The sequence below is a fragment of the Amycolatopsis sp. NPDC059657 genome (assembly GCF_042734395.1).
Taxonomy (GTDB): domain Bacteria; phylum Actinomycetota; class Actinomycetes; order Mycobacteriales; family Pseudonocardiaceae; genus Amycolatopsis.
Map to the genome: position 1 here is coordinate 72,029 of NZ_JBHWEB010000019.1, position 25,794 is coordinate 97,822.

39 protein-coding genes are annotated in these 25,794 nt (G+C 66.2%); 29 read left to right on the forward strand and 10 right to left on the reverse strand.

What is annotated here, in order from left to right:
* Positions 1-4: 4 nt before the first annotated feature.
* The 5 genes from ACFV15_RS13270 to ACFV15_RS13290 all read right to left on the reverse strand — a co-directional run bounded on the left by ACFV15_RS13270 (position 5) and on the right by ACFV15_RS13290 (position 3,046).
* Positions 5-598 carry a DUF3558 family protein gene (locus tag ACFV15_RS13270; RefSeq protein WP_378350463.1) on the reverse strand — a complete coding sequence of 198 codons (594 nt, stop codon included), beginning with the start codon at positions 596-598 and terminating at the stop codon, positions 5-7.
* A gap of 5 nt (positions 599-603) precedes the next feature.
* Positions 604-1,011, reverse strand: a complete 408-nt coding sequence (locus ACFV15_RS13275; RefSeq protein WP_378350464.1) for a hypothetical protein — start codon at positions 1,009-1,011, stop codon at positions 604-606.
* An 82-nt stretch (positions 1,012-1,093) separates the two neighbouring features.
* Positions 1,094-1,963, reverse strand: a complete 870-nt coding sequence (locus ACFV15_RS13280; protein WP_378350465.1) for an ESX secretion-associated protein EspG — start codon at positions 1,961-1,963, stop codon at positions 1,094-1,096.
* 121 nt (positions 1,964-2,084) lie between these two features.
* Positions 2,085-2,420, reverse strand: a complete 336-nt coding sequence (locus ACFV15_RS13285; protein ID WP_378350466.1) for a hypothetical protein — start codon at positions 2,418-2,420, stop codon at positions 2,085-2,087.
* A gap of 221 nt (positions 2,421-2,641) precedes the next feature.
* On the reverse strand, positions 2,642-3,046 hold the full coding sequence (locus ACFV15_RS13290; protein ID WP_378350467.1) for a hypothetical protein: 405 nt from the start codon (positions 3,044-3,046) through the stop codon (positions 2,642-2,644).
* 334 nt (positions 3,047-3,380) lie between these two features.
* On the opposite strand from ACFV15_RS13290, the gene ACFV15_RS13295 reads away from it, so the two are divergent.
* The 15 genes from ACFV15_RS13295 to ACFV15_RS13365 all read left to right on the forward strand — a co-directional run bounded on the left by ACFV15_RS13295 (position 3,381) and on the right by ACFV15_RS13365 (position 11,803).
* Entirely contained in the window at positions 3,381-3,635 is a 255-nt protein-coding gene (locus tag ACFV15_RS13295; RefSeq protein ID WP_378350468.1) for a helix-turn-helix domain-containing protein, read from the forward strand.
* Positions 3,636-3,754: 119 nt separating this feature from the next.
* Positions 3,755-4,111: a hypothetical protein gene (locus tag ACFV15_RS13300; RefSeq protein WP_378350469.1), complete on the forward strand. Its 357-nt coding sequence runs from the start codon at positions 3,755-3,757 to the stop codon at positions 4,109-4,111.
* Positions 4,108-4,536: a hypothetical protein gene (locus ACFV15_RS13305; protein ID WP_378350470.1), complete on the forward strand. Its 429-nt coding sequence runs from the start codon at positions 4,108-4,110 to the stop codon at positions 4,534-4,536. Before ACFV15_RS13300 ends, ACFV15_RS13305 begins: the two co-directional genes overlap by 4 nt.
* Positions 4,537-4,665: 129 nt before the next feature.
* A complete protein-coding gene (locus ACFV15_RS13310) occupies positions 4,666-5,754 on the forward strand; it encodes a helix-turn-helix domain-containing protein (protein ID WP_378350471.1) in 1,089 nt (362 codons plus the stop codon).
* A 3-nt stretch (positions 5,755-5,757) separates the two neighbouring features.
* Entirely contained in the window at positions 5,758-6,474 is a 717-nt protein-coding gene (locus tag ACFV15_RS13315; protein ID WP_378350472.1) for an ATP-binding protein, read from the forward strand.
* A complete protein-coding gene (locus ACFV15_RS13320; protein ID WP_378350473.1) occupies positions 6,471-6,683 on the forward strand; it encodes a hypothetical protein in 213 nt (70 codons plus the stop codon). The genes ACFV15_RS13315 and ACFV15_RS13320 overlap by 4 nt, the downstream gene beginning before the upstream one ends.
* The gene (locus ACFV15_RS13325; protein WP_378350474.1) at positions 6,680-7,384 is read left to right on the forward strand and encodes a hypothetical protein; all 705 of its coding nucleotides are present in this window, start codon (positions 6,680-6,682) and stop codon (positions 7,382-7,384) included. The genes ACFV15_RS13320 and ACFV15_RS13325 overlap by 4 nt, the downstream gene beginning before the upstream one ends.
* Positions 7,385-7,799: 415 nt before the next feature.
* Entirely contained in the window at positions 7,800-8,276 is a 477-nt protein-coding gene (locus tag ACFV15_RS13330) for a hypothetical protein (protein WP_378350475.1), read from the forward strand.
* Positions 8,264-8,695, forward strand: a complete 432-nt coding sequence (locus tag ACFV15_RS13335) for a hypothetical protein (protein WP_378350476.1) — start codon at positions 8,264-8,266, stop codon at positions 8,693-8,695. The genes ACFV15_RS13330 and ACFV15_RS13335 overlap by 13 nt, the downstream gene beginning before the upstream one ends.
* Positions 8,692-9,117: a hypothetical protein gene (locus ACFV15_RS13340; RefSeq protein WP_378350477.1), complete on the forward strand. Its 426-nt coding sequence runs from the start codon at positions 8,692-8,694 to the stop codon at positions 9,115-9,117. Before ACFV15_RS13335 ends, ACFV15_RS13340 begins: the two co-directional genes overlap by 4 nt.
* The gene (locus ACFV15_RS13345; protein WP_378350478.1) at positions 9,114-9,401 is read left to right on the forward strand and encodes a hypothetical protein; all 288 of its coding nucleotides are present in this window, start codon (positions 9,114-9,116) and stop codon (positions 9,399-9,401) included. Before ACFV15_RS13340 ends, ACFV15_RS13345 begins: the two co-directional genes overlap by 4 nt.
* Positions 9,398-9,775 (forward strand): hypothetical protein, encoded by a 378-nt coding sequence (locus tag ACFV15_RS13350; RefSeq protein ID WP_378350479.1) that lies wholly within the window; start codon positions 9,398-9,400, stop codon positions 9,773-9,775. The genes ACFV15_RS13345 and ACFV15_RS13350 overlap by 4 nt, the downstream gene beginning before the upstream one ends.
* Positions 9,772-9,993 carry a hypothetical protein gene (locus ACFV15_RS13355; RefSeq protein ID WP_378350480.1) on the forward strand — a complete coding sequence of 74 codons (222 nt, stop codon included), beginning with the start codon at positions 9,772-9,774 and terminating at the stop codon, positions 9,991-9,993. Before ACFV15_RS13350 ends, ACFV15_RS13355 begins: the two co-directional genes overlap by 4 nt.
* Positions 9,994-10,308: 315 nt before the next feature.
* The gene (locus ACFV15_RS13360; RefSeq protein WP_378350481.1) at positions 10,309-11,427 is read left to right on the forward strand and encodes a DUF932 domain-containing protein; all 1,119 of its coding nucleotides are present in this window, start codon (positions 10,309-10,311) and stop codon (positions 11,425-11,427) included.
* A gap of 1 nt (position 11,428) precedes the next feature.
* A complete protein-coding gene (locus ACFV15_RS13365) occupies positions 11,429-11,803 on the forward strand; it encodes a hypothetical protein (protein WP_378350482.1) in 375 nt (124 codons plus the stop codon).
* A gap of 602 nt (positions 11,804-12,405) precedes the next feature.
* Here ACFV15_RS13365 and ACFV15_RS13370 read toward each other — a convergent pair.
* Positions 12,406-12,645, reverse strand: a complete 240-nt coding sequence (locus ACFV15_RS13370) for a hypothetical protein (RefSeq protein WP_378350483.1) — start codon at positions 12,643-12,645, stop codon at positions 12,406-12,408.
* 61 nt (positions 12,646-12,706) lie between these two features.
* Between ACFV15_RS13370 and ACFV15_RS13375 the strand changes: the two genes are divergently transcribed.
* Both ACFV15_RS13375 and ACFV15_RS13380 read left to right on the forward strand, forming a co-directional pair.
* Positions 12,707-13,411, forward strand: a complete 705-nt coding sequence (locus tag ACFV15_RS13375; protein WP_378350484.1) for a hypothetical protein — start codon at positions 12,707-12,709, stop codon at positions 13,409-13,411.
* Positions 13,395-13,802 carry a hypothetical protein gene (locus ACFV15_RS13380; RefSeq protein ID WP_378350485.1) on the forward strand — a complete coding sequence of 136 codons (408 nt, stop codon included), beginning with the start codon at positions 13,395-13,397 and terminating at the stop codon, positions 13,800-13,802. The genes ACFV15_RS13375 and ACFV15_RS13380 overlap by 17 nt, the downstream gene beginning before the upstream one ends.
* Positions 13,803-13,948: 146 nt before the next feature.
* Here ACFV15_RS13380 and ACFV15_RS13385 read toward each other — a convergent pair whose 3' ends face one another.
* Entirely contained in the window at positions 13,949-14,836 is an 888-nt protein-coding gene (locus ACFV15_RS13385; protein WP_378350486.1) for a hypothetical protein, read from the reverse strand.
* A gap of 34 nt (positions 14,837-14,870) precedes the next feature.
* On the opposite strand from ACFV15_RS13385, the gene ACFV15_RS13390 reads away from it, so the two are divergent.
* A complete protein-coding gene (locus tag ACFV15_RS13390) occupies positions 14,871-15,329 on the forward strand; it encodes a phage terminase small subunit P27 family (RefSeq protein ID WP_378350487.1) in 459 nt (152 codons plus the stop codon).
* A complete protein-coding gene (locus ACFV15_RS13395; protein ID WP_378350488.1) occupies positions 15,289-17,085 on the forward strand; it encodes a terminase large subunit in 1,797 nt (598 codons plus the stop codon). The genes ACFV15_RS13390 and ACFV15_RS13395 overlap by 41 nt, the downstream gene beginning before the upstream one ends.
* Here the strand turns inward: ACFV15_RS13395 and ACFV15_RS13400 are convergent.
* Positions 17,075-17,641 (reverse strand): hypothetical protein, encoded by a 567-nt coding sequence (locus ACFV15_RS13400; protein ID WP_378350489.1) that lies wholly within the window; start codon positions 17,639-17,641, stop codon positions 17,075-17,077. The two genes, ACFV15_RS13395 and ACFV15_RS13400, sit on opposite strands and share 11 nt — an antisense overlap.
* 29 nt (positions 17,642-17,670) lie before the next feature.
* On the opposite strand from ACFV15_RS13400, the gene ACFV15_RS13405 reads away from it, so the two are divergent.
* From ACFV15_RS13405 to ACFV15_RS13430, 6 genes are read left to right on the forward strand one after another with little or no spacing between them, the layout of a single operon-like run.
* Positions 17,671-19,191: a phage portal protein gene (locus tag ACFV15_RS13405; protein WP_378350490.1), complete on the forward strand. Its 1,521-nt coding sequence runs from the start codon at positions 17,671-17,673 to the stop codon at positions 19,189-19,191.
* A complete protein-coding gene (locus ACFV15_RS13410; RefSeq protein ID WP_378350491.1) occupies positions 19,188-20,183 on the forward strand; it encodes a hypothetical protein in 996 nt (331 codons plus the stop codon). Before ACFV15_RS13405 ends, ACFV15_RS13410 begins: the two co-directional genes overlap by 4 nt.
* A 35-nt stretch (positions 20,184-20,218) precedes the next feature.
* A complete protein-coding gene (locus ACFV15_RS13415; protein WP_378350492.1) occupies positions 20,219-20,848 on the forward strand; it encodes a hypothetical protein in 630 nt (209 codons plus the stop codon).
* 49 nt (positions 20,849-20,897) lie between these two features.
* Positions 20,898-21,884 carry a DUF5309 family protein gene (locus ACFV15_RS13420; protein WP_378350493.1) on the forward strand — a complete coding sequence of 329 codons (987 nt, stop codon included), beginning with the start codon at positions 20,898-20,900 and terminating at the stop codon, positions 21,882-21,884.
* On the forward strand, positions 21,884-22,072 hold the full coding sequence (locus ACFV15_RS13425) for a hypothetical protein (RefSeq protein ID WP_378350494.1): 189 nt from the start codon (positions 21,884-21,886) through the stop codon (positions 22,070-22,072). The genes ACFV15_RS13420 and ACFV15_RS13425 overlap by 1 nt, the downstream gene beginning before the upstream one ends.
* Positions 22,073-22,097: 25 nt before the next feature.
* Positions 22,098-22,439 (forward strand): hypothetical protein, encoded by a 342-nt coding sequence (locus tag ACFV15_RS13430; protein WP_378350495.1) that lies wholly within the window; start codon positions 22,098-22,100, stop codon positions 22,437-22,439.
* A 2-nt stretch (positions 22,440-22,441) separates the two neighbouring features.
* On the opposite strand, the gene ACFV15_RS13435 is transcribed toward ACFV15_RS13430, so the two are convergent.
* A complete protein-coding gene (locus tag ACFV15_RS13435) occupies positions 22,442-22,900 on the reverse strand; it encodes a hypothetical protein (RefSeq protein WP_378350496.1) in 459 nt (152 codons plus the stop codon).
* Positions 22,900-23,778, reverse strand: a complete 879-nt coding sequence (locus tag ACFV15_RS13440; protein ID WP_378350498.1) for a DUF6192 family protein — start codon at positions 23,776-23,778, stop codon at positions 22,900-22,902. The genes ACFV15_RS13435 and ACFV15_RS13440 overlap by 1 nt, the downstream gene beginning before the upstream one ends.
* A 173-nt stretch (positions 23,779-23,951) precedes the next feature.
* Here ACFV15_RS13440 and ACFV15_RS13445 point away from each other — a divergent pair, with 173 nt between their 5' ends.
* From ACFV15_RS13445 to ACFV15_RS13460, 4 genes are read left to right on the forward strand one after another with little or no spacing between them, the layout of a single operon-like run.
* Positions 23,952-24,302 (forward strand): hypothetical protein, encoded by a 351-nt coding sequence (locus ACFV15_RS13445; protein ID WP_378350499.1) that lies wholly within the window; start codon positions 23,952-23,954, stop codon positions 24,300-24,302.
* A 12-nt stretch (positions 24,303-24,314) separates the two neighbouring features.
* Positions 24,315-24,632 (forward strand): hypothetical protein, encoded by a 318-nt coding sequence (locus ACFV15_RS13450; protein ID WP_378350500.1) that lies wholly within the window; start codon positions 24,315-24,317, stop codon positions 24,630-24,632.
* A complete protein-coding gene (locus ACFV15_RS13455; protein ID WP_378350502.1) occupies positions 24,629-25,060 on the forward strand; it encodes a hypothetical protein in 432 nt (143 codons plus the stop codon). The genes ACFV15_RS13450 and ACFV15_RS13455 overlap by 4 nt, the downstream gene beginning before the upstream one ends.
* A gap of 42 nt (positions 25,061-25,102) precedes the next feature.
* On the forward strand, positions 25,103-25,756 hold the full coding sequence (locus tag ACFV15_RS13460) for a hypothetical protein (protein WP_378350503.1): 654 nt from the start codon (positions 25,103-25,105) through the stop codon (positions 25,754-25,756).
* Positions 25,757-25,794 lie beyond the last annotated feature (38 nt).

Here is a 25,794-nt window from a genome sequence, read left to right on the forward strand (position 1 = left end):
GCGCCTACTTAGTCTGCGGCGGCAGCAGTGGTTCCACCGCGTCTGCCAGAGTTTTCGCCTTCTGGCATGACTCAGGCGGAAAGCCCCCGACTTGCACATCAACTCGCGATGTCACACCGATGGCGATGGATACCGCACACACGCCGCCACGATCCTGCTGGACAGCTTCGTGCGCACCGGTACCTACCTTTACGGATGTCTTCTCGCCCCGGCCGGTAGCGTCTTTAATCCCTGCCGTATCGAAGAAGCCAACACCTAAAGCCTCCTTACCCGACGGATACCATCCGCAGTGGCGGGCGAGACCGAGCTTCTTTTCTTCGCCCGTACCGCTTGCACCCAATTCGGCAATGGCCGTCGGAGGCACGACCGAGCACGGGCTGATGCCCGCCAACGCACTTGGCGCGGTGCTTGGTGCGCTGGTAGATGGTCCGGGATTCGGAAGGTCGGTCGGAATCTGAGGACGACTTCCCGGGGCAGACGCTGAGGGCGACGGTACGGGTGTGGGCGTGCCGGGCGTGGTCTCGGTCCCGCACGCCGTGAGCGCGAGCAGCATCGTGGACGCGAGGCCCGCGTTGGTGAGGATGTGTGATCGGCGCATGGTTCCTAGGGTCCGGGGTGAAGAGAGTTGATTTCGGCCGTTGTGGCATGTTCGGTTTCGCGGTAGCGCTTAGCCGCTACACGAAGTGCCTCGATGTACTTGGGCAACTCCTCTTTTGCCTTCATCAATTGGGTGCGCATGCCCTGTCCGTCGTTTGCCGTGTCGTACATCACCTTCGACACGAACAAGCCCGCCGGGCTCGCCGTCATCGGCGGGGGCTGCTCCAGCATCGCCGTGTTCTCCAAGACTTTGTTGACGGTGTCGAGTCCGGCTTGGAGTTCGTTGGCGAGGCTTTCCGCGTGGTCGCTGGTGAGGGTGAAGCCGCCGGTCGCCGCGGCTTCGATGAAGTTCGCGCTGGCGAGGCTGTCCCAGAACACTCCGGACTGGCCGTCGATGGGCGTGGTGCCGCTCATGATCCCTCCCTGATCGTGTAGCGCCGCTGGCCCAGCGTAACCGGGGCCCGAGTGCGGTGTCCTCGTGTTCGGATGTTTTGGGTCACCGTTCGGTTCCCCTGCGTGGCTGGTAGACGGTGCCGATGGCGGTCCTGATGGCGTCGGCGACGTCGTGGTGGTCGGCAGAGGCGTAGCTGGTGGTGTGGCTGCCGTCCGGTTCGATGTGGGTGTGCACGAGGTAGCGGCCGTCGTCGGTGTCGAGCCAGCCGAACGGGTCCGCGACATGGTTGCGGCCGTGCCGGTCGCGGGCGCTGATGAGGAAGCGTCCGGATCCAAATCGGGGCTGGCTCAGGATGTCGGCGAGCATCTCGGCGTCGCTGCGGCCACGGCGGTGAAACGGGTTTACCGGCGGGCGGACCACCGACTGGACGCGCATGCCGCCGAACGCGGCGGTCTCGTCTTCCTCGTGCGCGCGCTCGGCTGCCTGCCGTGTCGCGTAGGCGGAGCTGGCGGCGGTGGCCGGTGTCGTGACCGACAAGGGGCGGTGAGGCGCGGCCGGTTGCTCCGGCAGCAGCGCCACCAGGTCCGGGATCCAGGATTCGTCGGGCATGAGGTCGATCTCCCACACGTACTGCTCGGCGTACTGGAACACGGTCATCCCTTGCGCGCCGTCGGACAGGCCGAGTGCGGCGAAGTGCTGATCGGTCCCGTCGATCCCGGTCACCGCGACCGACACCCGGTCGTCAGCGAACAGGGCGAACGCTTCCCTCGCGGCGGGCAACAGCCGACCACGCCGCGACAGACCTTGCTTGTCGAGTTCTTGGGACACCACGCCGGCCAGCGTCACCAGGTGCGCCGGGTCGTGTCCGAGACCTGGTAACTCCAAGGGGAACCGGCGCACGTCGACGTTGTGCGCCCGCCCGAGTATCTGCGCCTGCACCGTGTTCACGGTGAAGGCGAACCTATTCGCCAAATCCTTGCTCCCCTGCTGCGGCTCCCAAAAAAGGGAGCCGTCGAACCCTCCGCGCACGACTCTAACGCCCGAAGAGGCGCAACGGGTGAGTATCCAGTCACTTCGGGTAGTGCTACTCCGGTTAAGTGAGTAGTTCTACCGACGGCTCACCGATGATGATCACCGAGCGGCCCTGTCGGCACGCGTCCTCGATGATCCTGGTGATCAGGTTGGTCTTGCCGCGTCCCACGGAACCTGTCGGGCGTGCCGGTTCAGGCGGGACGTCGCGGGGACGGGGCACGGGGCCGCGGTTGAGTTCATCGGGGGCGGGGTCGTCGGCGTTGAGGTGGTTGATCAAGGCGACGAGACGTGGGGTGAGGACTCGGGCGCGCACGCGCAGGATCATGCGGTCCTGTTCGTCGGTGTCGAGCTCCCAGGGCCCGTCGATGGGCGCGCCGAGTTCGATCGCGTAGAGCACCGCTTTTCTCCTCTTTCCTTGCTGCCGCCGCCGTGCTCGCGCGGTTGTGACACGCACGGTTACGAAGGTGGCCCTACGCCGGTCGGCCGGATTCACCTAGCCGGACGGGTGGTGCATGGTTCGTCAATGTCTCTTACCCAGACCATCACCTACCGCGTACTGATCGTTACCCATTTGGGCGAAAGTGAGTAGTTGCGCGCGGGGGAACTGGGTAGTTCTACTCAGTTCTCGTCGTGGTCGGTGACGTAGCTCTCGGCCTGCAGGCTGGAGAGGATTTTGCGGGCGAGGCGTTTCATCTGCGGCGGCAGGGATTGGTAGACGGCGAGCAGCTCGTACTCGTCTTCGTCGAGTGGCGCGTCGTCGTAGATGGGTAGGTCGAAGTCGGCGGCGAACGCGCGGGAGACCTCGACCAGCGGGGCTCCGAGGGCGTCGGCGATGCGTTCCATCACTGGCAGCAGCGGGACGCGCGCGGGGGCGGTGGAGGCTTTGACGTAGTTGGCCAGCGAGCCTGTCTTCAGTCCGGCGTCGCGTTCAACCTCGGCGACCGTGCGGGGCGCGCTGTAGCCGCGGATCAGGGCGGCGATGTGCTCGGTGGAGCGCAATTGCGGCCCGGTGCCGTCGGACACGTCGATCTCCCTTGAAAGTCGTTTCCCGCTACGTCGCGTGGCCACCCAGGCGTCCACACCCCTCGCGCTCACCCTAATGGAGTAGTGATGGCCGAGTGCGTGGTCAGGCTATCGAGTACACACCGATCAGCACAGCGTGACAATCGGGCAAACAAGAGCGACCTAGATCACAGTCTAGTTGGGAATAGGTGAGCACAAGTGGGCATATGTGGTCAGTACTCGCATTTCGCTTGGCGACGTACAGCGGGTCGGCCAAGTTTGGAGATGATCAAGCAAGTGCCCGAGGGGGGCGCTCGCGGACGCGTGCGACAGCAGGTCAGCGCATGTGTCCACAGTGGACGAAAGGCATGGTGTGCAGGACAATCCCGCCGCTGCGGCAGTCAGCGGTACCAATCCGGCGGTCGCCGCCGAGTTGCAAACAAGAACGGTGAAGCAGACGGCGGAGCAGATCGGCCGCAGCGTCTCGACGGTCCGCCGCATGATCCGGCACGGGCAGCTCCCGGCGGTGCGGGTCGGTTCGGGCCGGGGTCGCCCCGAAATCCCCGAGACCGCCATCGTCGAGTACATGACCCCGGGCGTCGTCCGGTGACCACGACCGCCAGCGCCACAGCCTGATCCGTTCTGGTGTGTCCGGCCGCAGCGTGGCGGTCCTGAGTGGACTCATCTACACCGAGGTAGCTCCACCGTCGAGGAGGCGGTGTCTTTCTCATGCCCGAAAACCTTTCCCCCCACGTCCGCGCCGCGTCCGGAATGGACTCAGCCGCCCCCGCGCCGAGGTCCTGGCCGATCGACGCGTTCGCGCACCTGGAGGCGTCGCTACGCCAGATCAAGACCGAGCAAGCCCGCCTGGGCAAGGAACGCAAGGAGCACGAGACGGCCCTCAAGGCTCACCTTCGGGCGGCAGGCGCGCGCGTCGGCACCGTGCGTGGCGTGCCGGTGGTCTCGTTCATGCCGTCACTGCGGATCGCGCTCGACCAGAACGTCCTGAAGGAGAAATACCCCGAGATCGCGCAGGAATGCACCGACATCTCCGAGGTGTGGACCTTTCGCCTGCTCGACGCATGACCGCCGCGTTCGCCGACTTGGCACCGCTGGCCGAGGCGATGGCCGCACAGGCCCGCGCGACAAGCACACCCGGCGACAGGGAGACGGCAGCGGCGATAGCGGCACTGCTAACCATCGAGCCGCGCAACACCGAGCACGTCCTTGAGATCATCACCGCGATTGTCGGTGACGCGCTGGCGGACCCGTTTCGGGAGACCACCGCGAACAGGTGGCGACCACTGCTGCCCGGCTGGGTGCGGCGCCCGCTGATCGGCGCGACGGTCAACCGGCTGCGCGCGGCCGGTCTGCTCGTCACCACGGGCCGATATGCGCGTTGCACTGACACGGCCGGGCGTAATGGCGGCAAGCTGCAACCGATCTACGCGCTCGATCTTGAGGCTCTGCCTGCCGGAGCGCGTGGGGACGCCGAGCCTGCAACCCGATAAGCCGGGCTCATCCTTCAACCCACACCCGCTCGCCCGTTTCTGTCCCGTGCTGTCCGCGCTCGCGCGTGCGGTCCGGGCGGTCTTTGGCGCGCCCGCGTTTCATCACTCGACTTTCAAGGGGGTTTTGTTGTGACGGCGGGATATAGCGTGATCCGCTGGGCGAAAGCGGTGCCGGTGGTGCGCCGCAGCGACGGCAAAGCCGACCGGGTCGCGCACCATGTGCTGCTGGTGCTGGCGACCTTCGCGAACAAGGCAGGGATAGCACGACCCAGTCTGTCCACAGTGGCCGATGAGACGTACCTGACCGAGGGCACGGTGCACAAAGCCGTGCAGCGCCTGGAAACCGCAGGACTGCTCACGATGTCCGGGTCCTGGGGCACCACGGTGGTGTGGCAGCTCAACCTCTCGCGCAGGCGCGGCCCGGAGGCCGAACTCGAAGCAGCGCAGCGCGCCGAGCGCACGCGGCATCAGACCGCCGCGCGGGTGCGGCGGCACCGTGAACGGCAGCTGGCGACCGCAGCGGAGGCCATGCGCGGCGACGGTTCCGCGCACGAGGGCGTAACGGCGCCCGAGTGCGTTGGTAACGGTCCCGCAGACCGTGACGTAACGCGCTGCGAGAGCGTTGGTAACGCTGCCGCAGACCGTGATGTAACGGCGTCCGAGCGCGATGTAACGCCCTCGCAGGTCGATGTAACGGTCTCCGAGAGCCATGTAACGGTGCCGACTCCGTTACACGCGCAGGTCAGAGGTGGTGTAACTACCAATGAACTACCAATAGAACTACCAAAAGAACTCACTACTCTCGCGGCTGCGCCGCGAGAGAGCGAGACAACGTCCGCCGACGTGATCGCATTGCCTACCCTGGCCGGACTGTCCACACAGGACACTTCTGGTGAGGATCCGGCGTTCGGCCGGTTCTGGGCGGCCTACCCCCGCAAGGTCGCCAAAGGCCAAGCCCGCCGAGCGTGGGCGAAAGCGCTCACGACGAACGTCGATCCGGAGGAGGTCATCTCCGGCGCGGCGGCCTACGCGGCGGCCCGTGACGGCCAGGACCCGCGCTACACCGCGCATCCGGCGACCTGGCTTTCCGGCGAGCGCTGGACCGACCAGCCGCCGCCGATGTTCGCCCCCACCGGCACCGGCGGATGGACGCCGTATGCCAACCCCGACGACGAGTCCGTCTACGACCAGCCCCTGCTCGCACCCCAGGAACGGTGACCCATGACCCGCAACCCGACCCCCATCTCCGACACGGCCGCGGTCTGGCTGTCCGGACGCCACGCCGCCGCACCCGAGCTCACCGACGAGCAGGCCGAACTTGCCCAGGCCGAGCGGGAGGCGGCACTGCGCGAGGAGTGGCACGCCGAGCAGCGCGACCGCCGGATCCGCGCCCGCCAACAGCACACCCCGGCCCGCTACCGCACCGCCGAGCTCGACGATCCGCAGGTCAAGGCGTGGTGCGATCGGCTGCTGCCCGCCCGGCGGGCGCTGGTGAGCGGCACGGTGTACGGGGATTCCTTGGTGCTGCTCGGCGCGACCGGGCGCGGCAAGACCCACCAGGCGTTCGGCGCGCTGCGCTACCTGGTCGAGGCCGGGCTCCCCAACACGATCTCGGTGGCCACCACCGCCGACCTCTACGCCGAACTCCGCCCGCGCGCCGGAGTCGACTCCGAGGCGGTGTTCACCGGCTACGCGCAGGTCGGGCTGCTGATGCTCGACGACCTCGGCGCGGCCAAGTCCAGCGAATGGGTCGAGGAGATCAACTACCGGTTGATCAACCACCGGTACAACAACGCGCTGCCCACCGTGCTCACCAGCAACGTGCCCCCGGCGCAGCTGGCTGCTCACCTCGGCGAACGAGTCGCGTCCCGGCTCACCGAGATGGCCACGACCGTCGTGCTCAAGGGCACCGACCGCCGCCGGGGACAGTGCCCGTGACGGGCGTCCGCGCGCTGGCGCGGACGGTGCCATGCCCGTTCTGCCCAGCCAGGAAAGGCCGCAGGTGCACGCCGCTGAGCCGCAACCGCCTCGGGGTACGCGACACCCGCGACCCGGTGACCCGCATGCACACCTCACGCCTGCGCCGCGCCCAACTCACCCGTGCCGCCACCACCCGCCACTCGACCGACTGGGAGACCACGCCATGACCCACACCCTCGACTCACTCGGCACCGAGCAGGCGATCGACCCGGTGATGACCCGGCTGGCGTTCGACGCCGCGATCGACCAGCTGACCCAGCCCGCCCAGGTCACGGTGACCCGCGACGACGGAACCCTCGAGAACGCCGCCACGCCGTGTCTGCTCGACCAGCTCGTGCAGGCCACCGAACCGGGCACGGAACGTTCCGGCACGTCGGCGCCCGGCTCGCGGCCCCCGGCGTCGCTCAACGCGCTGGAGCTGGTCGCGCAGATCAGCCAGGCCATGCGGACCGCGCTGGCCGCGCTCGGCCGGGACCTGTTCGGGACGAGCCGTCGTGAACGCCTCGCCGGGCAGGTCCGCGTCTGGGCCTCGTATGCCGAGCAGTGGCAGTTCGACGACCCCGACTATCTGGTCTTCGCGGCACGCGAGGCCGAACGCTGGGTGGCCGCCGGCCGCGCCGTGCTCGACCCGCCCCCGCGGTTCCGGCTACGCGGCCACGCCTGCCCCACCTGCGGGCACACCACCGTCCTCGTGTGGTCCGAGATCGACGACGAATGGGTCCGCCAACCCGCGCTCGGCATCAACACCGAGCGCGTCGACGTCGTGTGCGCGGCGTGCGAAACCCGGTGGAGCGCTGACACATGGGAGCGGCTCGGGCAGGTTCTCCGGGCCCAGCAACGGGAAACCCTCGCCCTGGACTGCGAATAGCCTTGACAGCATGATCATGAGAGCGCCATACTGGTCGGGCTCGGCAGAGCTGTATCTGCAGCCAGCCGTGTGATAGACCCTAGAAGGCCCCGCACGCGCTACCTCCCCCCTCGGCGCGGCGGGGCCTTCGTCATGTCCGGGTGACGGCACCGGCAGCGCGCGGCCCCGGCCCCCTTCCCGGCACGCCGCGTGCCGCCACCCGCGCATGCCCCGCATCGCCCATGGCCACGCCGCGAATCGCCAGGTAATGACAATTCATTGATGCCGCGCTTTCCGCGTTTACTCCAGTGACAATGACTGCATTTAAAATGATTGCCCTGGTGGCCATTTCTGACACAGGATGAATGGAGCCCGTCCGAATTGCAGCCGCAATTCAATTCTCCGGGCATCCCATCACCTGTGGAGAGTGTTTGCCTTGCTGGACAGAAAAAAGCCACTCAAGCCTGTTGTGAGCCGGAAGGACCGGCCAGGCCCGAACTCCGAATTCTTCGGGCGACGAGCCGTCGAAACCGCACATCTGACCTCTGTGCCGGAGCTGGCGCGCCATCTCGTCGCGACCCTGCCCGACGATTACGAACAGCTGCGATTCTCCGCCGTGGTGTACCGGTACCTGACCGCGTCGCCATGGCTGATCGACATCGCGGTATTCGGCGTCGAGGACGAGCACATCGACACCGAACTCGGCGACATGGTCCTCTGCAATGTCGGTGACACGGTGGAGTCCCACAACTGGGTCCACAACGGGGTTCACCGGTTCGCCCGCTGCTCGATCGTGCTGCTCACCGACGAACAACAGGCCACGCACCAGCCCAGCCGCGTCGCGGTTCGCCACTTCCACCTGGCCGAGCGCGTCCGCTCACTCGGCCAGGTGCTGGTCAGGTGGCTGCGGTGAACCGGCTCGACTTCGGTGATCGGCGGCCGCCGATCCTGGCGGCCGCCGACTCCCTTTACACCGTCCTCGTACTGGACCGGGCACTCGGGCTGATCCCGATCAACGCCGACGTGCGGGTCTACGTGGTCAACAACGACTCGCTGATGATCACCGTCGGCGGCCTCGATGACACGTTCCTGCTCGGCCAGCACACCGAGAAGGCCGCCGACTCGCAGCTCGCCCCCGAGTACTACACCGCCTCGGCGCTGCGGCTACGCCGCGAGATCGAAGACACCGTGCGAGGTGACCTTCCACGCTGCGGCAACGGACATCCCTGGTTCAGCTTCATCGTCTGGCTGCAACCCGCGGTCTGGGCAGCGAAATTCGACCACCACAGCCACGGCGTCACCACCCTCAACGACGACAAGGACTTCGCGTGACCGACTCCACCGGGGCGGTCCACGCCCCCGCAACCGACATCGCCGACGCGGCCCGCCTCATCCACGCCGCGCTCACCAGCGCGACACACCTCAACAAACCTGACGGCGTGGTCTTCGGCGTCCACGTCATCGACGACGACACCATCTACGTGCTGGTCGGCGGACTGCCCGCTGAGTTCGTGCTCGGCGAACCCAGCCCGATCGGAATGCGGATCGCCACCATCGACAGGCCGAACTGCGCACCCGCCGCGAAAAACCTGTGGATGCAGATCGAACGGGCCGTCTGGGACGCCGCGCCGCGCACGAGCTCCGGACGGCCACTGTTCGACGTGGCGACCCGGCTCGTCGTCGAACAGTTCTGGGCCGGGCCCCGCTACGTCCGCGACGGCGTGCACCTCGACGGGCAGGCGAACCCCGCATGACACCACAACCGTTGTGCGTCAACGACGACACCCCGGCCACCTTCGCCGTGGTCCACACCGCGCTGTGGGGAATACGCGTCGGGCCCTACCTATGCGAGAGCTGCGCCACCTGCACCGAACCCAGCTGCGGCGAACCCAGCACCGGACTCGACACCGACGGCTCCGAACCCTGGTGCGACGAGCACGCCGCCGCACAGCGCGTCAGCTCCGGGATGGTCGGACCCGACCTGTGGGCGCTGGACTCCGAGGACTACCGCGACCTCATCGCCGAGGCCAGGCCATGACCGCCCTCGCCGACCCCGCGCCCAGCCCCGAATTCGACCTGCTCACCGGGGAGGCCTACATCCGCTACCGCGCCGGCCTCGACGACACCCAACGCCACGACCTCGAACTCTACGAACACCTCTCCACGCATCTACGTCGCATGCGCGTGCTGTATCTCGCCTACCTCGACCTCGACATAGGCCTGCTGCCCGACGACGTCACCATCGAAGACCACACCCAAGCCGACACCGACGGCCTCGTGTTCACCTCCGGCCGCCGCATGCGCCTCACCCGCGACGGCTTCGCCCAGCTGTGGCAATGGAAAGCCGCGATCGAGCCACACATCCGCAAACCCCAGTTCCAAGCACTGTGGCGACGGGTGATGGGCTGGTGACCTCGGCAGAACAAGCCTACGCAAAGTTGTACTTCCACCTCACCGGAGACACCGGGACGCCACCAGCACTGCCCGAACCCGCCACCTCTGTGGAACGCCAGGACCTCCACGCCACGCTGACCTGGCTCGCCATGCTGCTGGACAAGGACGACCTCGATACCGACCACGATGCCCAAGAGGCCTTGCGTCGCTTCGCCGACCACCAGGGGTGGCCATGATCACGTACTCGACACGACTACCAGGTTCGGGCACAATGGGCTTCGTTCCTTTTCGGTTGATGCAGACACTGATATCGAAATGAACAACGTGAGGCCCGGTGGTGCACCACCGGGCCTCACGTGTTTTTCCGTGCAGTATTCCTGCTCGCCGGAGTTGCTCTCGCCGCGCGAGCAATCAATACGGAGCAACTGCGTTCCATTTAGAAAGAAATGCTAGACAAGATTCCAGTTTCCGGTAGCATCTGTGGTGTCTGCATCAAGCACCCGGATTCACCCGCTCCGAGGTGACCGGATTCTGCAAAAGGAAACCCACTCATGTCTCATGAGATTGAAATCTTTGAAGATGGCACCGCCGCTCATGTGTCCGCCAATACTCCGGCCTGGCACCGTTTGGGTATTGTTGCCCCCGGTCCGATGACCGTTCCGGAAGCTTTGAAGTTGGGCAAGCTGGCCAACTGGGATGTCCGCATGGAGCCGATGGTGGCCGCTGTGCCGAATGGTAAGTGTGTGGAGTGCTCCAAGCCCAAGGGTGACCGCCATGATGACCTCTGTGTCACCGGGGATCATGACGGGCAGGATGACAGCCGGATGGTGGATGAGCATGACACCGCCATGGCCGTGGAGGTGCCCAACCATCGGGCCGTGGTCCGCACCCACCCTGTGACCGGGCTGCCCGAGGTGCTCAGTGTGGGCGGCCTGGACTACACCCCGATCTCGAACGAGGTCATGGGTGAGACCCTGCAAGCTTTGCTGGATGAGTCAGGGGCCATTGTGGACACCGCCGGATCGTTGCGGGGTGGACTCGACACCTTCATTACCGCCCGGCTGCCCAAAGGCATCCTGGTGGGTGGCGTTGACCCGGTGGAGTTGAACTTGGCTGGGTTCAACTACTTCCGGCCCGGCAAGTCCTCGGAGTTCCTGATCACCCCGGTCCGGGTGGTGTGTGCCAACACCCAAGCCGCTGCCCTGTACAACTTCCGGTCCCGCTACACCGTCCGGCACTCGCCCAACGCGCCACAGCGCATCCTTGAGGCCAGAGAAGCACTCAAGATCAGCTTTGCCTACCGAGACGCGTTCGCCGACGAGGCCGAGAAGATGATCAATGCCGATCTGACCATCCGGGACTTCGAGAAACTGTGCCGGGAAATCTGGCCTGCCCCGGACCAGGACTCGAACAATGCCGTGAAAGACCGGGATGACTTGTTGACCACCACCCTCATGGGGATTTTCAAGGGTGAGACCAATGAGAACATCAAAGGCAAGAAAGCCAAGGGCACGCACTGGTCTGGGTACCAGACCGTGGTGGAATACCTGGACCACTTCGCCCCGGTCCGCGATGACCAGAATGCAGCCCGCATCCGGGCTGAGAGGGCCCTGTTGGGCAAGGCCAAGGACACCAAGGAAGCCGCTTTCACCCTTTTCCAGGTGGCCTGACATGGACCCGACAGCCGTATTGGCCGAGATCCGGGACCTGATCACCGATCACCGGATGAGCCGCCCGCTGGATGAGACCCGCTTGGCCGAGCTGGGTCAAGGATTTGCCGAGTGGCTCCGCAAGGGTGGGTTTCCGCCCCGGCAGTGGACTCACCCGGCCGACTACTCCGCACACACCGCAGAGCTGCACTCCGGGGTAGCCGCCGTGGTGCTCAACCCGGCCAGTGCCGTAGCCGAGATCCAGTTCCTGTGCTCTCAAGCCAAGCTGAGTGTCACTGACCTGGTGAAGATGCTGGCAGGGCTGGACCGGGTGGCCGTACTCCGGCCTGGACACATGCCCGCCCGGTGGATCACCGCACCGGCACCGGCCGAGTAGCACCGTGACCCGCAGAGCCTCACCACCCGCAGGGGTGGTGAGGCTCTGCTCCGTGCGCCTACCGGGATCGGGGTGGTGCGTGTGCCTGCCCGCGCCGCCCGCACGTGTTCGCGTCCGGGATGCCCGAACATCACCTCGACCGGGGGCCGCTGCCCGGCCTGCCGCACCAGGGCCCGCCGAGCCGGAGGCACCAGTGCCGACCGTGGCTACGCCGCCGCGCACCGCTCCCGATTCCGCCCGGCCGTGCTCACCCGCGATCCCGTGTGCCGCTGTGACCAGGCCACATGCCCGGCTCATGCCGGGCATCCGTGCAGTCAGCCGTCCACCGTGGCCGATCACTGGCCGCGCATCCGCCGGGAGCTGGTGGCCGCAGGGCTGGACCCCGATGACCCGAGCTGTGGCCGGGGGCTCTGTGGCCGCTGCCATGCCCACATCACTGCCACCGACCCCCGAACCCGAGGAGGGTTCAACCAGCCGTGACCGACCCGCTCAGCCGCCCCACCGGCCCGCCCGGCAGGCACCCAGGGGGACCACCCCCGAGCCAGCCCGGCAGGCACAAGCCACTGAGGCCCGTTTCCGTCTTGCCAAGTTTCCGCCGACGCCTAACCCACGTCCGCCGAGCCGCTGCCCGGAGCCGTTTCCCGGGCGATCAGCTTCCCGACCCCGGCGTGCGAGAGGTCCGAACGGGACGCGATCTGCCGGTGACTGCCGCCGAGCGCTTTCGCTTGCACGATAAGACGATCCCGCTCACCCAGCCATCCCGCGGCTTGCTCAGCGGCCTGCTCGATCTGCTCCAGCACACGCTCCAGCTCGGCCGCGCTCTTTTCGATGAGGTTACTCACCTGGCGATGGTAACCAGGTTGCCGAATGGAAACCCGGTTACCACACGGGCAGGTGGTGCTCATGCCGATCACCGTTGACGGCATCACGCCCTCGGAGCAGATCCGGGCCGAGATCGCGGCCGAGGGGAAACCGGTTTTGCTCGGGTTCTCCCGAGGCAAGGACAGCCTCGCGGCGTGGCTGGCGATGCGCGAGGCCGGCATCGCCGTCGTCCCGTACCACCTGTACCTCGTGCCCGGTCTGCGCTTCATCGAGGACTCGCTGAAGTTCTACGAGGACTTCTTCGGGCAGAAGATCCTGAATCTGCCGCACCCGACGCTCTACCGGTGGCTCAACGCGTTCGTGTTCCAGCCACCCGAGCGGTGCGCAATCATCGAAGCCGCCCAGTTCCCCGAACCCACGTATCAGGAGATCGCCGACGCCGTCCGCGACGACACCGGCAACCCCGGCGCCTGGAACGCCGACGGGGTCCGCGCCGCGGACTCACCCAACCGCCGGATGGCGATGGTCACCCACGGCCCGAAACGCGAGCACCTGCGGCGGGTGTCGATCGTGTGGGACTGGCGCATCGCCGACGTCCGCCAGGCCCTCGCCGAGCACGCGTGCCCGCTGCCGCCGGAGTACGAGTGGTTCGGCCGCTCCTTCGACGGCCTCGACTTCCGCTTCCTCGACCCCATCCGCCAGCACGCACCCGACGACTACCAACGGATCTTGGACTGGTTCCCGCTCGCTGACCTGGAGGTGTTCCGCCGTGGACTCGCACGATGACCTCCTCGCCCAGCTCCAAGCCAGCGCCGCGATTGGCGGACATACCTCACAGGACGAGCTGCTCGCGCAGCTCAACGCCGAACCCGAACCCGACCCGCTGGCCGACGTCGACTACTCCGGCGACCTGGCCAAGGACTCCGACGCCGAACTCGACGCGCTCGCGAAGGGGTTCCGGGAGCGGACCAAGCGCGAGGACGAGCGGTTCAAGCTGGCCACCGACTCCGAGTACTGGTTCGCCGTCTGCTTCAAAACCCGCGAAGACAAAGACGCGTTCCTCGCCGCCGCGCGGCTGCTGCCGGTTGGAGACAAGTACCTCGACGGGTACGCCGTTGCTCATACCCTCGGGATCACCCTACCCACCGACAACGACACCATCGACGGAAAGGAGTAGCCCATGCGTCAACGTTTCGCACGTGCCGTCGCGGGCGTCCGGCGCGCGTTCAGCCGCCGCGCCGCCAGCTCCGGCCGAGGCCGCACCTCCGGCAGCTGACCGGCCTCACCGGGCGGCACCAGCAGTGCAGGGTGGCGCCGCCCGGTTTAGGTGAACAGTTTGAAACTCGCCGCTATCGCTCCTGCGACACCGGCAACGAGCGTGAGTCCTAGCCGACTTTCTAGGCGGCGAATAGCGTTGTCGACTAGCTCGCGCCGCTTAAGTGGCCTCAATGTCGCTTCATCGGGCGGTTCTTCGAGAACTAGAATCTGGTGCAGTCGAGTTCCACTTACATGGGCGATCATCGACAGCGTGCATTCCATGGCGACCGTCGCCCGATAGTTGTCGTTGATATTTTCCGATGTCCAGCACAGCCATCTGCCTAGGTACTGAAGCTCGGCAAGGGCGTCGTCTCCTTGCTGTGAAGCCACAGCCGAAAGAATTTTCGTGAGCGCATTAGCATCTACCCGAAGTAGGCGCTGGATGCGCTCGCGTGCGATGCGGTACTTTCTCCAGTCGCGCAAGCCTTCGAGTTCAATTTTTTGGAGCCGCAGGACAGCGTCAAGGTTTGCGTAGCAACGATTGAGAGCTGAGCTTGCTCGGCACGGAATAAGATTGGCTCGCCCTCGTGTCACCCAAAGGCAGTACAGAAGCATGACCGGTGCGGCTAAAATTGCGAGGGCGAGCAGTCCTCCGACGGGAGATATAATGTGGCCGGAGATACTTCCAGTCACAGCCTTGATAGCATAGTGGATCCAAAGCCCAACAAAAGCACTTATGAATGTCGTTGCATACATGAATAGATGCCACGTGATGGCCCGACGCTTGGCCACCTTGATCACGCGACGATCAAGGCCGTATGCGCTCGCCGTATCCAATGTTTCGTAAATTGGACCAAGTAGCCACCGTGCAAGTTTGGCCGAGAACGGCTTACCTGACTTTCTCGGCTTTCTTGAATCGGCCGTCGATTCTATAGCCGCATCTGTCGTGGTCATCTCACCAGGGTAGCGAGTGATACGAGGAGGATTCATGGGCAAGCGTGGTCCCGTTGGAAAACCCACTGCTCTTCGGATCCTGCACGGCGACCGCGCAGACCGCATCAATGACACCGAACCCGTCCCGCCCGCATCCGACATCACCTGCCCGGACTGGGCCAGCGACGCCGCGCGCGGCGTCTGGGAACGCCTCGCGCCCGCATTGCAGCAGCGCGGTGTGCTGACAGCCTGGGACACCGACGCGTTCCTCGTGCTCTGCGAAGCTCTCGGCCGCTATAAGTCCGCGACCCAGCTGGTGAACGGCTCAGCGTTGCTGGTGCAGGGTGGTTCTGGGTTGATGAAGAACCCGGCGTTGCAGGTGCAGGCCGAGGCAGAACGGACGTTCCTGACGTATGCGGCTCGGTTCGGTTTGACGCCGTCTGATCGCCAGTCCATCAAGGTCGAGGTGGGCGATGGCGACACCTCGCAAGGCGCAGGCCGCCTCCTCTCCTAAGTCCGATTCGCCAGCCACGCCCACGCGGCGGGCCCCGCGGTCAAGCACGCCGCGCTCCGGCAGCTCGAAGCCCCGCACACCACGAACCCAGAAACCGGGTCGCTCGGGGCTGCCGGAGTGCGGACGCACTTTCGACGGCAGGACGTGCCGCCAACGCGGCGACCACTTCTGCGAACCACGCGCCGACCACGCGGTCGCGTTCTGCCACGAAATCTGTGTCCACACCAAAGACCGCTGGGCCCGCAAACCCTTCCTGCTCTCGCCCTGGCAGCGCGACGGGATCGTCCGGCCACTGTTCGGCGAAGTCCGCTTCGACGACGAAGCCGACTGCTACGTCCGCCGCTACCGCATCGGCTGGATCGAGCTCGCCCGCAAGAACGGCAAGAGCGAGCTGCTGGCGTTCGTCGCGCTGTACATGCTTGTCGGCGACGGCGTCGAGTCCGCGGAGATCTACGGCTGCGCCCGCGATACTGACCAGGCCAAGCTGGTGTTCAAGGTCGCCTCCCGCATGGTCGCCCTCTCCCCGGTGCTCTCGCGCCGGTTGCGGGTGATCGAGCACTCCGCCCGCATCGTCGACGAGAAAACCAACTCCGTCTACGCCGTCGTCCCCTCCGACGCCCTGGGCAACCTCGGCTCCAACCCGTCCTGCGTCATCTTCGACGAAGTCCTCACCCAGCCCAACGGGGACTTCTGGAACGCCATGCGCACCGGCATGGGCACCCGCCTCGAACCACTCCTGCTCGCCGCGACGACCGCCGGGGATGACCCGAGCAGCTTCGCGAAGGCTGAGCACGACGAGTGCGTCAAGATCGCCGACGACCCGGCGCGGGCGCCGCACCGATTCGTGTACCTGCGCAACCTGCCCGAGGACGCCGACCCGTGGGACGAGGCGAACTGGTACCACTCCAACCCCGCCCTGGGGGACTTCTTGTCCCTCGCCGCGCTGCGGGAGGAGGCGCTCGAGGCGCGCAACGATCCCGCCAAGGAGAACGCGTTCCGGCAGTACCGGCTCAACCAGTGGGTGGCGCAGTCGACGCGGTGGATGCCGATGCACCTCTACCTGTTGTGCACGGGCACCAAGGCCGACGAACCCGCTCGACTACGCGAGCAGCTCGCCAAACGCCCGGCGTGGGGCGGGCTCGACCTCGCGTCCAAGTTGGACCTGACGGCGTTCTGCCTGATCGTGCCGGACGGCGTCGACGGGCATGTCTCCGCGCTCTGGCGGTTCTGGCTGCCCGAGGCCGGAGTGACGTTCCTGGACGAGCACACCGACGGCCGCGTCTCCCGCTGGGTCGAACAAGGCTGGATCACCACCACGCCCGGCGAGGTCATCGACTACGACGTCATCGAAGACGACATCACCGCCGACACCGGCCTGCTGCGCGTCGCCGAGATCGACTACGACGAATGGTCCGGCGAACCTGTCCGGCAGCGGCTCGAACGGCGGACCGGCGTACCGATGTATCCGGTGCCGCAGACGTACAAGGCCATGACCCACGGCATGACCGAACTCATGACCCTCACCCGCTCTCGTGGCTGGTCGCACCACGGAAACCCGGTAGCCGAGTTCTGCTTCGACTCCGTGGAAGTGCGCCATCCGCCTGGCGAACCGGATCTGATCCGTCCTGACAAGCCGCAGCGTGGCAAGACAGGCAAGCGCATCGACGCCGTCCCTACCGCGGCCATGGCGGTTTCGGGTTGGCGCTTGCGTGGCCAAAAGCCTGCGAAATCGAGCAGGATGGTCGTCATGGGGTAGACACCTTGTTCACGCCGAGGTCATTTCGGAACTGCTCACGAAGCTCTTCGATTCGTTGCCCAAAGTTATTTACCAGTTTCTGATTCATGTCGTGCGTAGGCGTCGCTGCGCGCGTAGGATGACGAAGCTTAGAGATTGTTACTTTAAGATTGGAAAGCAGCTCTTCGGCCAGGTCAACCGAACGAGTAGATGCAATGAGCCTCACCGATTGAAAGATCTCATCAACGTGACCATCGATGAAATCGCGAGGCATCATGGGGAGTCCGTCAGAAAACGCAGCGGCTTGCCGATATCTGATTCCGACAAAATTCTGAAGCTCAATATATGTAGAATCGATAACGGCAAGGACCTTGCCGTAGAATTCGAGTCTTTTCTCGGACCACTTTAACGTTGAGTCGAGATTCAACTTCGCCTGTTCGCGTTCCCAGCGAAGGTCCTCGCGATCGGCTTCACGTTGCCAGCGCCGGTCGTCTCGACGTGCCGCGATCCACTGACCTCCCCACGCGCCTGCTAGAGCTCCTATCGCGCCTACGACTGCGGTGATCCAGCTCGTCATGATTCCAGCCTATCGGCGGTGATGCCCCTATGACGTCGCTTGCCGAGCTGACTAGTAGCCAGTGGATCAACAGAATCACACGGCAGCACGACGCACAGATCCCCCAGCTGGAGCTATACGACTCGTACTACGAGGGCGAGCAATCGTTGTCGTACATGCACCCGGAGCTGCTGCGTCGACTGGACAACCGCGTGCGCCAGGTGGTCGTCAACTGGCCAGAGCTCGTCGTGGACAGCCTGGACGAGCGCCTCGACGTGACCGGCTTCCGGCTCGGCGGTGAGCAGTCCGCCGACCGGGAGCTGTGGAACATCTGGCAGGCGAACCGGCTGGGTCTGTATTCGGAGCAGGCGCACATCGATGCGCTGGTGCTGGGTCGGTCGTTCGCGATCGTCGGCACCAATGAGAAGAAGCCGTCCGCACCGCTGGTGACGGTCGAGTCGCCGTTCGACGTGCACGTCGATCTCGACCCGCGTACCCGTGAGGTGCGGGCGGCGTTGAAGCGGCAGTACGCCGACGACGGAGACGGGGATCTGTCCGAGGCTTACGCGACGCTGTACCTGCCGAACGAGACCATCTGGTTCTCCTCCGACAGCGGCGGCAAGGTCTGGGAGGAGACCGACCGCGACGGTCACGGCATGGGCGTGGTGCCGGTGGTGCCGCTGGTGAACCGGCCCCGCACCCGGCGGCGTCGCAACGCGGTTCCGCGGCTGGGGCGTTCGGAGCTGGCGAGCATCCTGCCGTTGTCGGACGCGGCGTGCAAGATCGCCACCGACATGATGGTGTCCGCCGAGTTCCACGCGATGCCCCGCCGCTACGCCCTCGGTTTCGACAAAGACGATTTCGTTGACAGCAAAGGAAACCCGCTCACTCCGTGGGAGGCCGTCGCGGGGGTGCTGTGGGCGTCGGCGAAGTCGCCGAAGGACGATGGGGTCGCGGTCGGCCAGTTCCCCGAGGCGGACCTGTCGAACTTCCACAACACCCTCAACGCCCTCGCGCGGCTCGTCGCGAGCCTGTCCGGCCTGCCGCCACACTTCCTCGGCTACAGCACCGAAAACCCTGCCAGCGCCGAAGGCATCCGGTCTTCGGAGTCTCGCCACATCAAACGCGCTGAGCGCCGCCAGCGCTCGTTCGGCGACAGCTGGAACCAGGTCGCCCAACGCGTTCTGCATGTGCGTGACGGTCGTGTGCCGGAGGAGGCGCTGCGGGTGGAAACCCAGTGGGTCGACCCGGCCACGCCGACGTTCGCCGCGCAGGCCGACGGGGTGGTCAAGCTCTACAGCGCGGACAAGCTGCTGCCCCGGCGCAGCGCCCGACGCGCTCTGGGCTACTCCGACGCGCAGATCCGGGACATGGAAACCGAAGACCGCGACGCCTACGCCCGAGTCGCAGGTGGGGATCTCGCCGCCGAGTACGGCACCAAACCCGACCCCGCCACCGAGGACGAAGCCACGCCTGCCGAGCGGCCGAGTGTGGGGGTCGGGTCGCGGTTGCGGCCCGCGCGGGCCGTGCAGTTCCGTGAGGCCGACTACGTGGGCAGCTCCACCCGATGACAGCACCGGCCGCACCGGGCGTGGACGCGGCCTACTACGCCGACCAGCAACGCATCCTCCGCACTGCCGTCAACCAGGCGCAGGCCGCGTGGGCCCAGCTGCCCGCCAGGGGCTCCGGCCCGCGGGCCTGGCAGGACGAGGTCCGGCCGCAAGTCGTGGCCGCGATCGAACAAGCTCAGATCGACTCGGCCGCGTTGGCGCCGCTCTATGTCGCCGGCACTCTCGCGGCGGCGGGGGCGGTGTCCGCTCCGCTCGCCACGCTGGTGGCCGGAGCTTTCGCGGGCTACGCCGCCACGGGCCTGACCTTGCCGGTGCTGGTGGACTTCGCCTACACCTACTACCGCCGCGCCGCCGCCCTGGACGTGCCGCCGTCGGAGGCGCACGCGCTGGGGCTGGCGCGGTTGTTGCGGTATGTGGCGACGGAGACCGCCGACGCCGGACGGCTCGCCTCGACTGCGGCGGCGATCGTCGAACCGGAGATCGCCGGATACGAACGGATCGTGCATCTTCCGGCCTGCGGCCGGTGCATCCAGCTCGCGGGCAGGGTCTACCGCTACAGCACGGGTTTCGAGCGCCATCCGCAGTGCGAATGCGGCATGAAGGCCATCACGCGCGAGCAGTGGCGCACCATCCGACGCGATAACAATCCGCGGGCGCTGTTCGATCGGATGACGCCTGCGCAGCAGGACAAGGCGTTCGGCAAGGGTGACGCCGCTGCGATCCGCGCCGGAGCTGACATCTCCCGCGTGGTCAACGCTCGGCGCAAGGGCGCGGTCTACACCGCCGGAGGCCACGAGTACACCCATGAGGCGACCACCGTGCGCGGCGTCGGCCGCCAGCTCGGTGAGCTGTCCAAGCGCCCCGGCAGCCGGTATCGAACGTCCGGTGTCGTCCGGCCGACAGCGGCGCAGCTGGTCGACACGGCCCGCGATGAGAACGAGCTGATCGACCAGCTACGTCGCTTCGGCTACCTACGCGACGGTGCCCCGTAGCACCGCATTTCACCCCCGAGTTCGGAGGACAATTCGTGACCGATCCCCACGCGCCCGCCGCTGACATCCCGGCCGCGTCGCCTGCCGCTACCGAGCAGTCCGCGACCTCACCGGTCCCGGCTGGCGATGCCATCGTGGACTACAAGGCCTTGTACGAGAAGGCGCAGGGCAAGCTGAGCAAAGCCGAGCAGGCCGCCAAGGAACACAAGGCCAAGGCGACCAGGCTGGACGAGCTGGAAGCCGCACAGCAGAGCGACGCGGAGAAGGCGACCGCCCGCGCGCAGGCCGCCGAGCAGCAAGTTGATGCCCTCCGCCGCAAGGCGGTCGATGCGGAGATCCGCGCCGCCGCCAGCGGCTGGGCCGACCCGACCGACGCGCCCCGCTACCTCGACGACAGGGATCGCTACATCGGCGAGGGCGGGGAGATCGACACCACCACGATCACCGCGGACTTGGCCGCCGTCCTGCTCGCGCGCCCGCACCTTGCCCGGACTGCCGACGGCGTCGCTGTGCGGCGTCCGGCGCCGGACCCGTCGCAGGGTGCGCGCCAGTCCGGTCCGGCGGGTTACGACTCGCGGATCGCCGAGGCCGAGCGGGCCGGTGACTGGGCCACCGCCATCACCTTGAAGAACCAGCGCCTGGCCGAACAAGCCCAGCAGCGCTAGCCGCCGGGCAATCCCCCTCTTTCTTGTTTCCCAACGCTTTGGAGTGTTTATGCCTGGTGTGGCCGCGATCGCCAACACCTACAACAGCCCCAACTTCGTCGGCGAACTGTTCGCCCTGACCCCGACCGACACGCCGTTCCTGTCCGCCATCGGCGGCCTGACCGGCGGCAAGCGCGCCAACGCCGTCGTGCACACCTGGCAGGTCTACGACCTGCGCGCACCGGACGCGAACCGGCAGCGACTCGAAGGAGCGGACGCGCCCAGCCCGGACACCCGTGTCCGGGGCACTGACCGCAACGTGCTGGAGATCCACCAGGAAGCGATCGGCATCACCTATACCCGCCAGGCGACCCAGCAGGGCATGTTCGCCGCGACTGGCTCGGCCAACCCGAATGCCGCCTCGATTCCAGGCACGAACCCGGTGGCGAACGAGATGGACTGGCAGACCCGGCAGGCGCTGATCCAGATCGGCCGCGATGTCGAAGCCACCTTCATCACCGGCACGTTCCAGGAGCCCACTGACAACTCGAAGGTCCGCAAGACGCGCGGGATCCTGGAAGCGACGAAGACGAACGTGATCACCAACGCGACTGCCGCGCCGCTGACCGAGGTCATGGTGCTCGACCTCCTGCAGAAGGTGTGGACTTCCGGCGGTATTCAGGTGTCGGAGACCGCGACGCTGATGTGCAACGCCTGGCAGAAACGCCAGCTGACCAACGAGTTCGTCACGAAGAAGAACTACCGCGAGCAGACCCGCAACGTCGGCGGCGTGCACCTGACCACGATCGAGTCCGACTTCGGCACGCTCAACATCATGCTCAACCGCTACATGCCCACCGACGCCGTCGAAGTCGTCTCCCTCGACCAGTGCGCGCCGGTGCTGCTGGAAACGCCGGGCAAGGGGTTCCTGTTCTCCGAGCCGCTGGCGAAGACCGGCTCGACCGACAAAGCCCAGATCTACGGGGAGATCGGGTTGGAGTACGGGCCGGAGAACGCCCACGGAAAGATCACCGGACTCACCGTCGGAGGTGCCTGATGAAGTTCCTGTCCACACGCTATCCACAGCTGACTGTGCATGACTTGGGTGTCACCTTCGTCGACGGGGAAGCCGACGTCGTCGACAAGGCGACCGTAGACGTGCTCAAGCAGCTGCCTGCCGAGCTCGGTGTGCGGGCCGCAGGAGGCCGCCCGCCCAAGGACACGACCGAGGGTGCGGGGCGGTGATGCTCCTGTGGCTCACGCTGTGCCGTTGGCGACCGTCGCTGATCTGCAGGCACGCACCGAGTACGACCTCACCACCGGGCAGCAGGCGCGCGCGGCGGTGCTGATAGCGGATGCATCCGCCCTGGCGCGGGCGAGGGTGCCGGACTTGCCGGACCCGCCGCCGGCCACGGCACCCGGCGTGATCTGCACCGCCGTTCTGCGCGCACTGGCCGCGCCGCCTGACGGGAACAAGTCCGAGACCGTCGGCGGGCACTCGCGCACCGCCGCGCACGCGGGCGGCGGCCTCTACCTCACCGACGACGAGCTCGACCTGCTGCGCCCGCCGATCCCCGCTCCACGCGGGGTGTTCTCGATCTGGACTGTATGACCTCACCCTTTGCTGGCGGAGTTCGCCCGGAGCTTCTTGGATTTTGGCAGGAAACCCGCGCTACGCATGACGTCCATGTTGCCCAGCATCGCTTTGATCTGGTTCTTGAGGTAGCTCAGTGTGGGATCTTGATCGGCCGCATCGCCCAGGGGCTCGCAGATTGAGTCGTAGATTCGCCTGAGTTGTTTGTCGACGGAGCTGACGCGGATCACGACAGCCAGCGCGCATCTGCCGGTGTCGCGGGTTGTGGCGTATCGGTCTCCGTCGTAAATGAAGCTCTTCTGCTTCTCTTTGGCCATGAAGTCTCGCACCTGAGCTTTTCCGTTTTCAAACTGTCCGCGTTTCAGGTTGGCGTTTTCGCAAATTTCGGGGCCACGTAGCCCTTCTTCACCTGCGGCTTCGACGGCATCCCAGACTTTTTCGGCTGCAACGAATCGGGACATCGGGTCACGTGAGGTCATCATTCTTCGCCTTCAAGAATTTTGGCGAGTGCCTCGTCCATAGAGGTGTCGCCGGTACTGATTACGGTCTCGCACCAGTCGGCAGCGGCGCGCACCCGTGCAATACTGTCCAGGACCGCCACTTTTGCTTTGTTGTCGTAGTCGGCTACGCGCAAACGGGGCACAACGCGTTGCATCTGCGTATAGAACGCAGTGCAGATGCCTAGTAACTCAAGGACCTCTCGTTGTGTCTCCGTCGGTCGCGGTCGCTGGGCGGGCTTCGGTGAACGTGCCACCGGGGCCTGCCGCTCCTGTCGGCGTTCGTCGTAGTGCGTCATCTCTGCGCGATGCAATGTACTTCTCGTCGCAGTGTCGCCGACCACTTTCTTGGCCACTTCAGGTCGGCGCTTGAGGACAGCCGTTACCACCGAGGCGGCATCGTCATCCGACGAAAGAAGTGCCTCAACTCGTTCGACACGTTCATTCACCGTGGAAGGATTCCGTGCTTTTCGGGAAGTCGCCTCACGTGCTTGATCGACGGTCCAATGAGATGCCCCTACCGGCGGGTTATTTATCTTCTTGAATCGCCACTGTTCGGGCTGGGCTGAAAAGATATCGTGCACCGTCCAGCTTTCGTCAAGATTGCGTTTCTCTACCGGCCAGTCGCGAGAAACCTGCCGGTAGACCATCAAAGTGCGCGCGGCCAGTCCAACCTGATCGGCGTAGAGGTCCAGGGCACGTCGAACGTGGCCGTCGCCATTGCTGGCGCTGTAGGGAAGTTTTTCCAGGAGGAGATCTCCGAGCGCGAACTGGCAAGCGGTATGTCTACGAACAATTTCCCGCCCCCTCGTTACAAACGTTTCCCACTCGCGTTGGGTGAATCCTTCCGGGCGCTTCATCAGCTACCTCCAGCTGGCGACGTCGTCCAGCAGGTGGCGAAGCACCCGAACCTGCGCGGTGCACGAGTGCCAAGCGCACCCACAGCACAGTTGTATCCAGTTGACCTACCTCAAATTCTCGGACACCACCGAAATCTCGGCGCAACATCACAGTGTGCGCTTGAGACACGCACATGACAAGGCGGTGGACCACCCTGCAGTTCCCGCACGAGCTCGTGGTGATCACCCCGGCTGAGGTCACCGACGCCTACGACAACCCGACACCGCAACTCGAGTACGGCGACAAGGCAGCTCGCCGGAGGATCCGGGGCCTGCTGCACCCTGGCACGTCCGCCGAGCCCGCGACGCTGGCCCGGCAGCCGGTGGTCACGTCCTGGCGGCTGTTCACCGCCGCGCCGATTTCCGCTCGGGAGCGGGTCGAGTGGCGCGGCCAGGTGTTCGAGGTCGACGGCGAGCCGTCGTGCTGGTCGCCGCGGTTCGGGCACACCCACTACGAAACCCAGCTCGTCCACGTCGACGGCTGACAGGAGGTGGCCATGCCCGCGTTCGACCGGGTCGAAGTCGACCGTGACGGCGTCGCCGAACTCTTGCACTCGCCCGCATTCCACGCCGCGATCCAGGCCGCCGCCGAGGTCGTCGCCGACGCGGCGCGTGGCCGCGGCCTGCATGTCGAGAACGGCGAGGCGCTCCCGGTAGAGGTATTCGACGACCCGAGTCCGTCCCGTGCGGGTGTCACGGTCGCGATCCGCCACCCGGCCGGGGTCGGCATGGAAGCCCGCCACGGCGTGCTCAAACGCGCCGCGACCGACGCCAGGCTGTCCGTCGGCGGACTCGACCCGACGAGCGCGCCGTGACCGGTGCGACGGGCGTGCCCGTCCCGCTTGACGTGGCCGAACTGGTGGTCCGGCAGCTACGCCCAGCACTGAGTGAGCGAACTGATCCGGTTGCGGCGGGGGTCAAGGTGTCGACCGAGACCGGACGTGACGCGAACGGTGGTCCGCCGTCGCTGCCGTGGCTGCTCATCGTCGAGGACGGACACGACTGGACCTGGCCCGCTGTTCAGCGCGCGGTGATCCGGCTGACGTGCTGGCACCGCGACACCCACGCCGCCAAGGGCCTCGCTGGCCTCGCGCTGGGCCTGCTGTGCGTGCCCCGGCCGCCAGGTGCGGTGCTCCGCGGTGAACCTGTCGCTGCGCCGATCGCCGGTATCGACCCGTACACGTCTCGGCCTTTGGCGACCGCCGCCGCAGCCGTCTACGTGCGAACACCCGCACACCGTTGATCTCTACTTGACTCGTTTTCGGAGGCTTTCCGCTCTATGGCAATGAACAGCGCCCTCGTGCGCGTCCCCGGCGCAGGAGAAGTCTCGCTCGCCCCGCCGGACACTCCCGAGCCACCCGACGCGACCAGTCCCTTGGCAGCCCCGTGGACCGGGCTCGGCTTGTCCACGCCGGACGGCACCACGCTGGCGCGGAAGGTGGAGAAGGAGGGAACCGAGCATTGGCAGCAGCTCACACCCGCCCGCTACATCTACAAGTCGCAGGAACTCACCGTCGCCTCGGTGTTCCAGGAAACCAAGGGCGAAGTCCTGTCGGTCTACTTCGGCGGGATGCGCTTCGCCGCCGTGGGCACCGGGACACCGAAGAACTACCGGGCTGAAATCAGCTCGGTCCCCAAGGGCGACGTCCGGTCGCTGTGCGTGGACTGGACCGACATCGTCTCCGACACCGAGAGCTACAGCCACCGCCTCTACCTCCCGCGCGCCGAGGTCTCCGAGACCCAGGACTCGCAGTTCTCGCGCACTCAGGAAGCCCGCTGGGGGATGACGTTCGCCGCGCTCGCGCCGCCGAAGGGCAAGACCTACATCGCGGTCTGGCTCACCAACGACCCGGCCGTCCTCTTCGGCGCTCCCGCGCTCGCCACAGCCGCGGTCAACGTCATCAGCGAGAACGAGCCGCCCGCACCACGCGCGAACTGACCGGACCGTTGGTGGCGGGTAGCGCTCACCGCACCTTC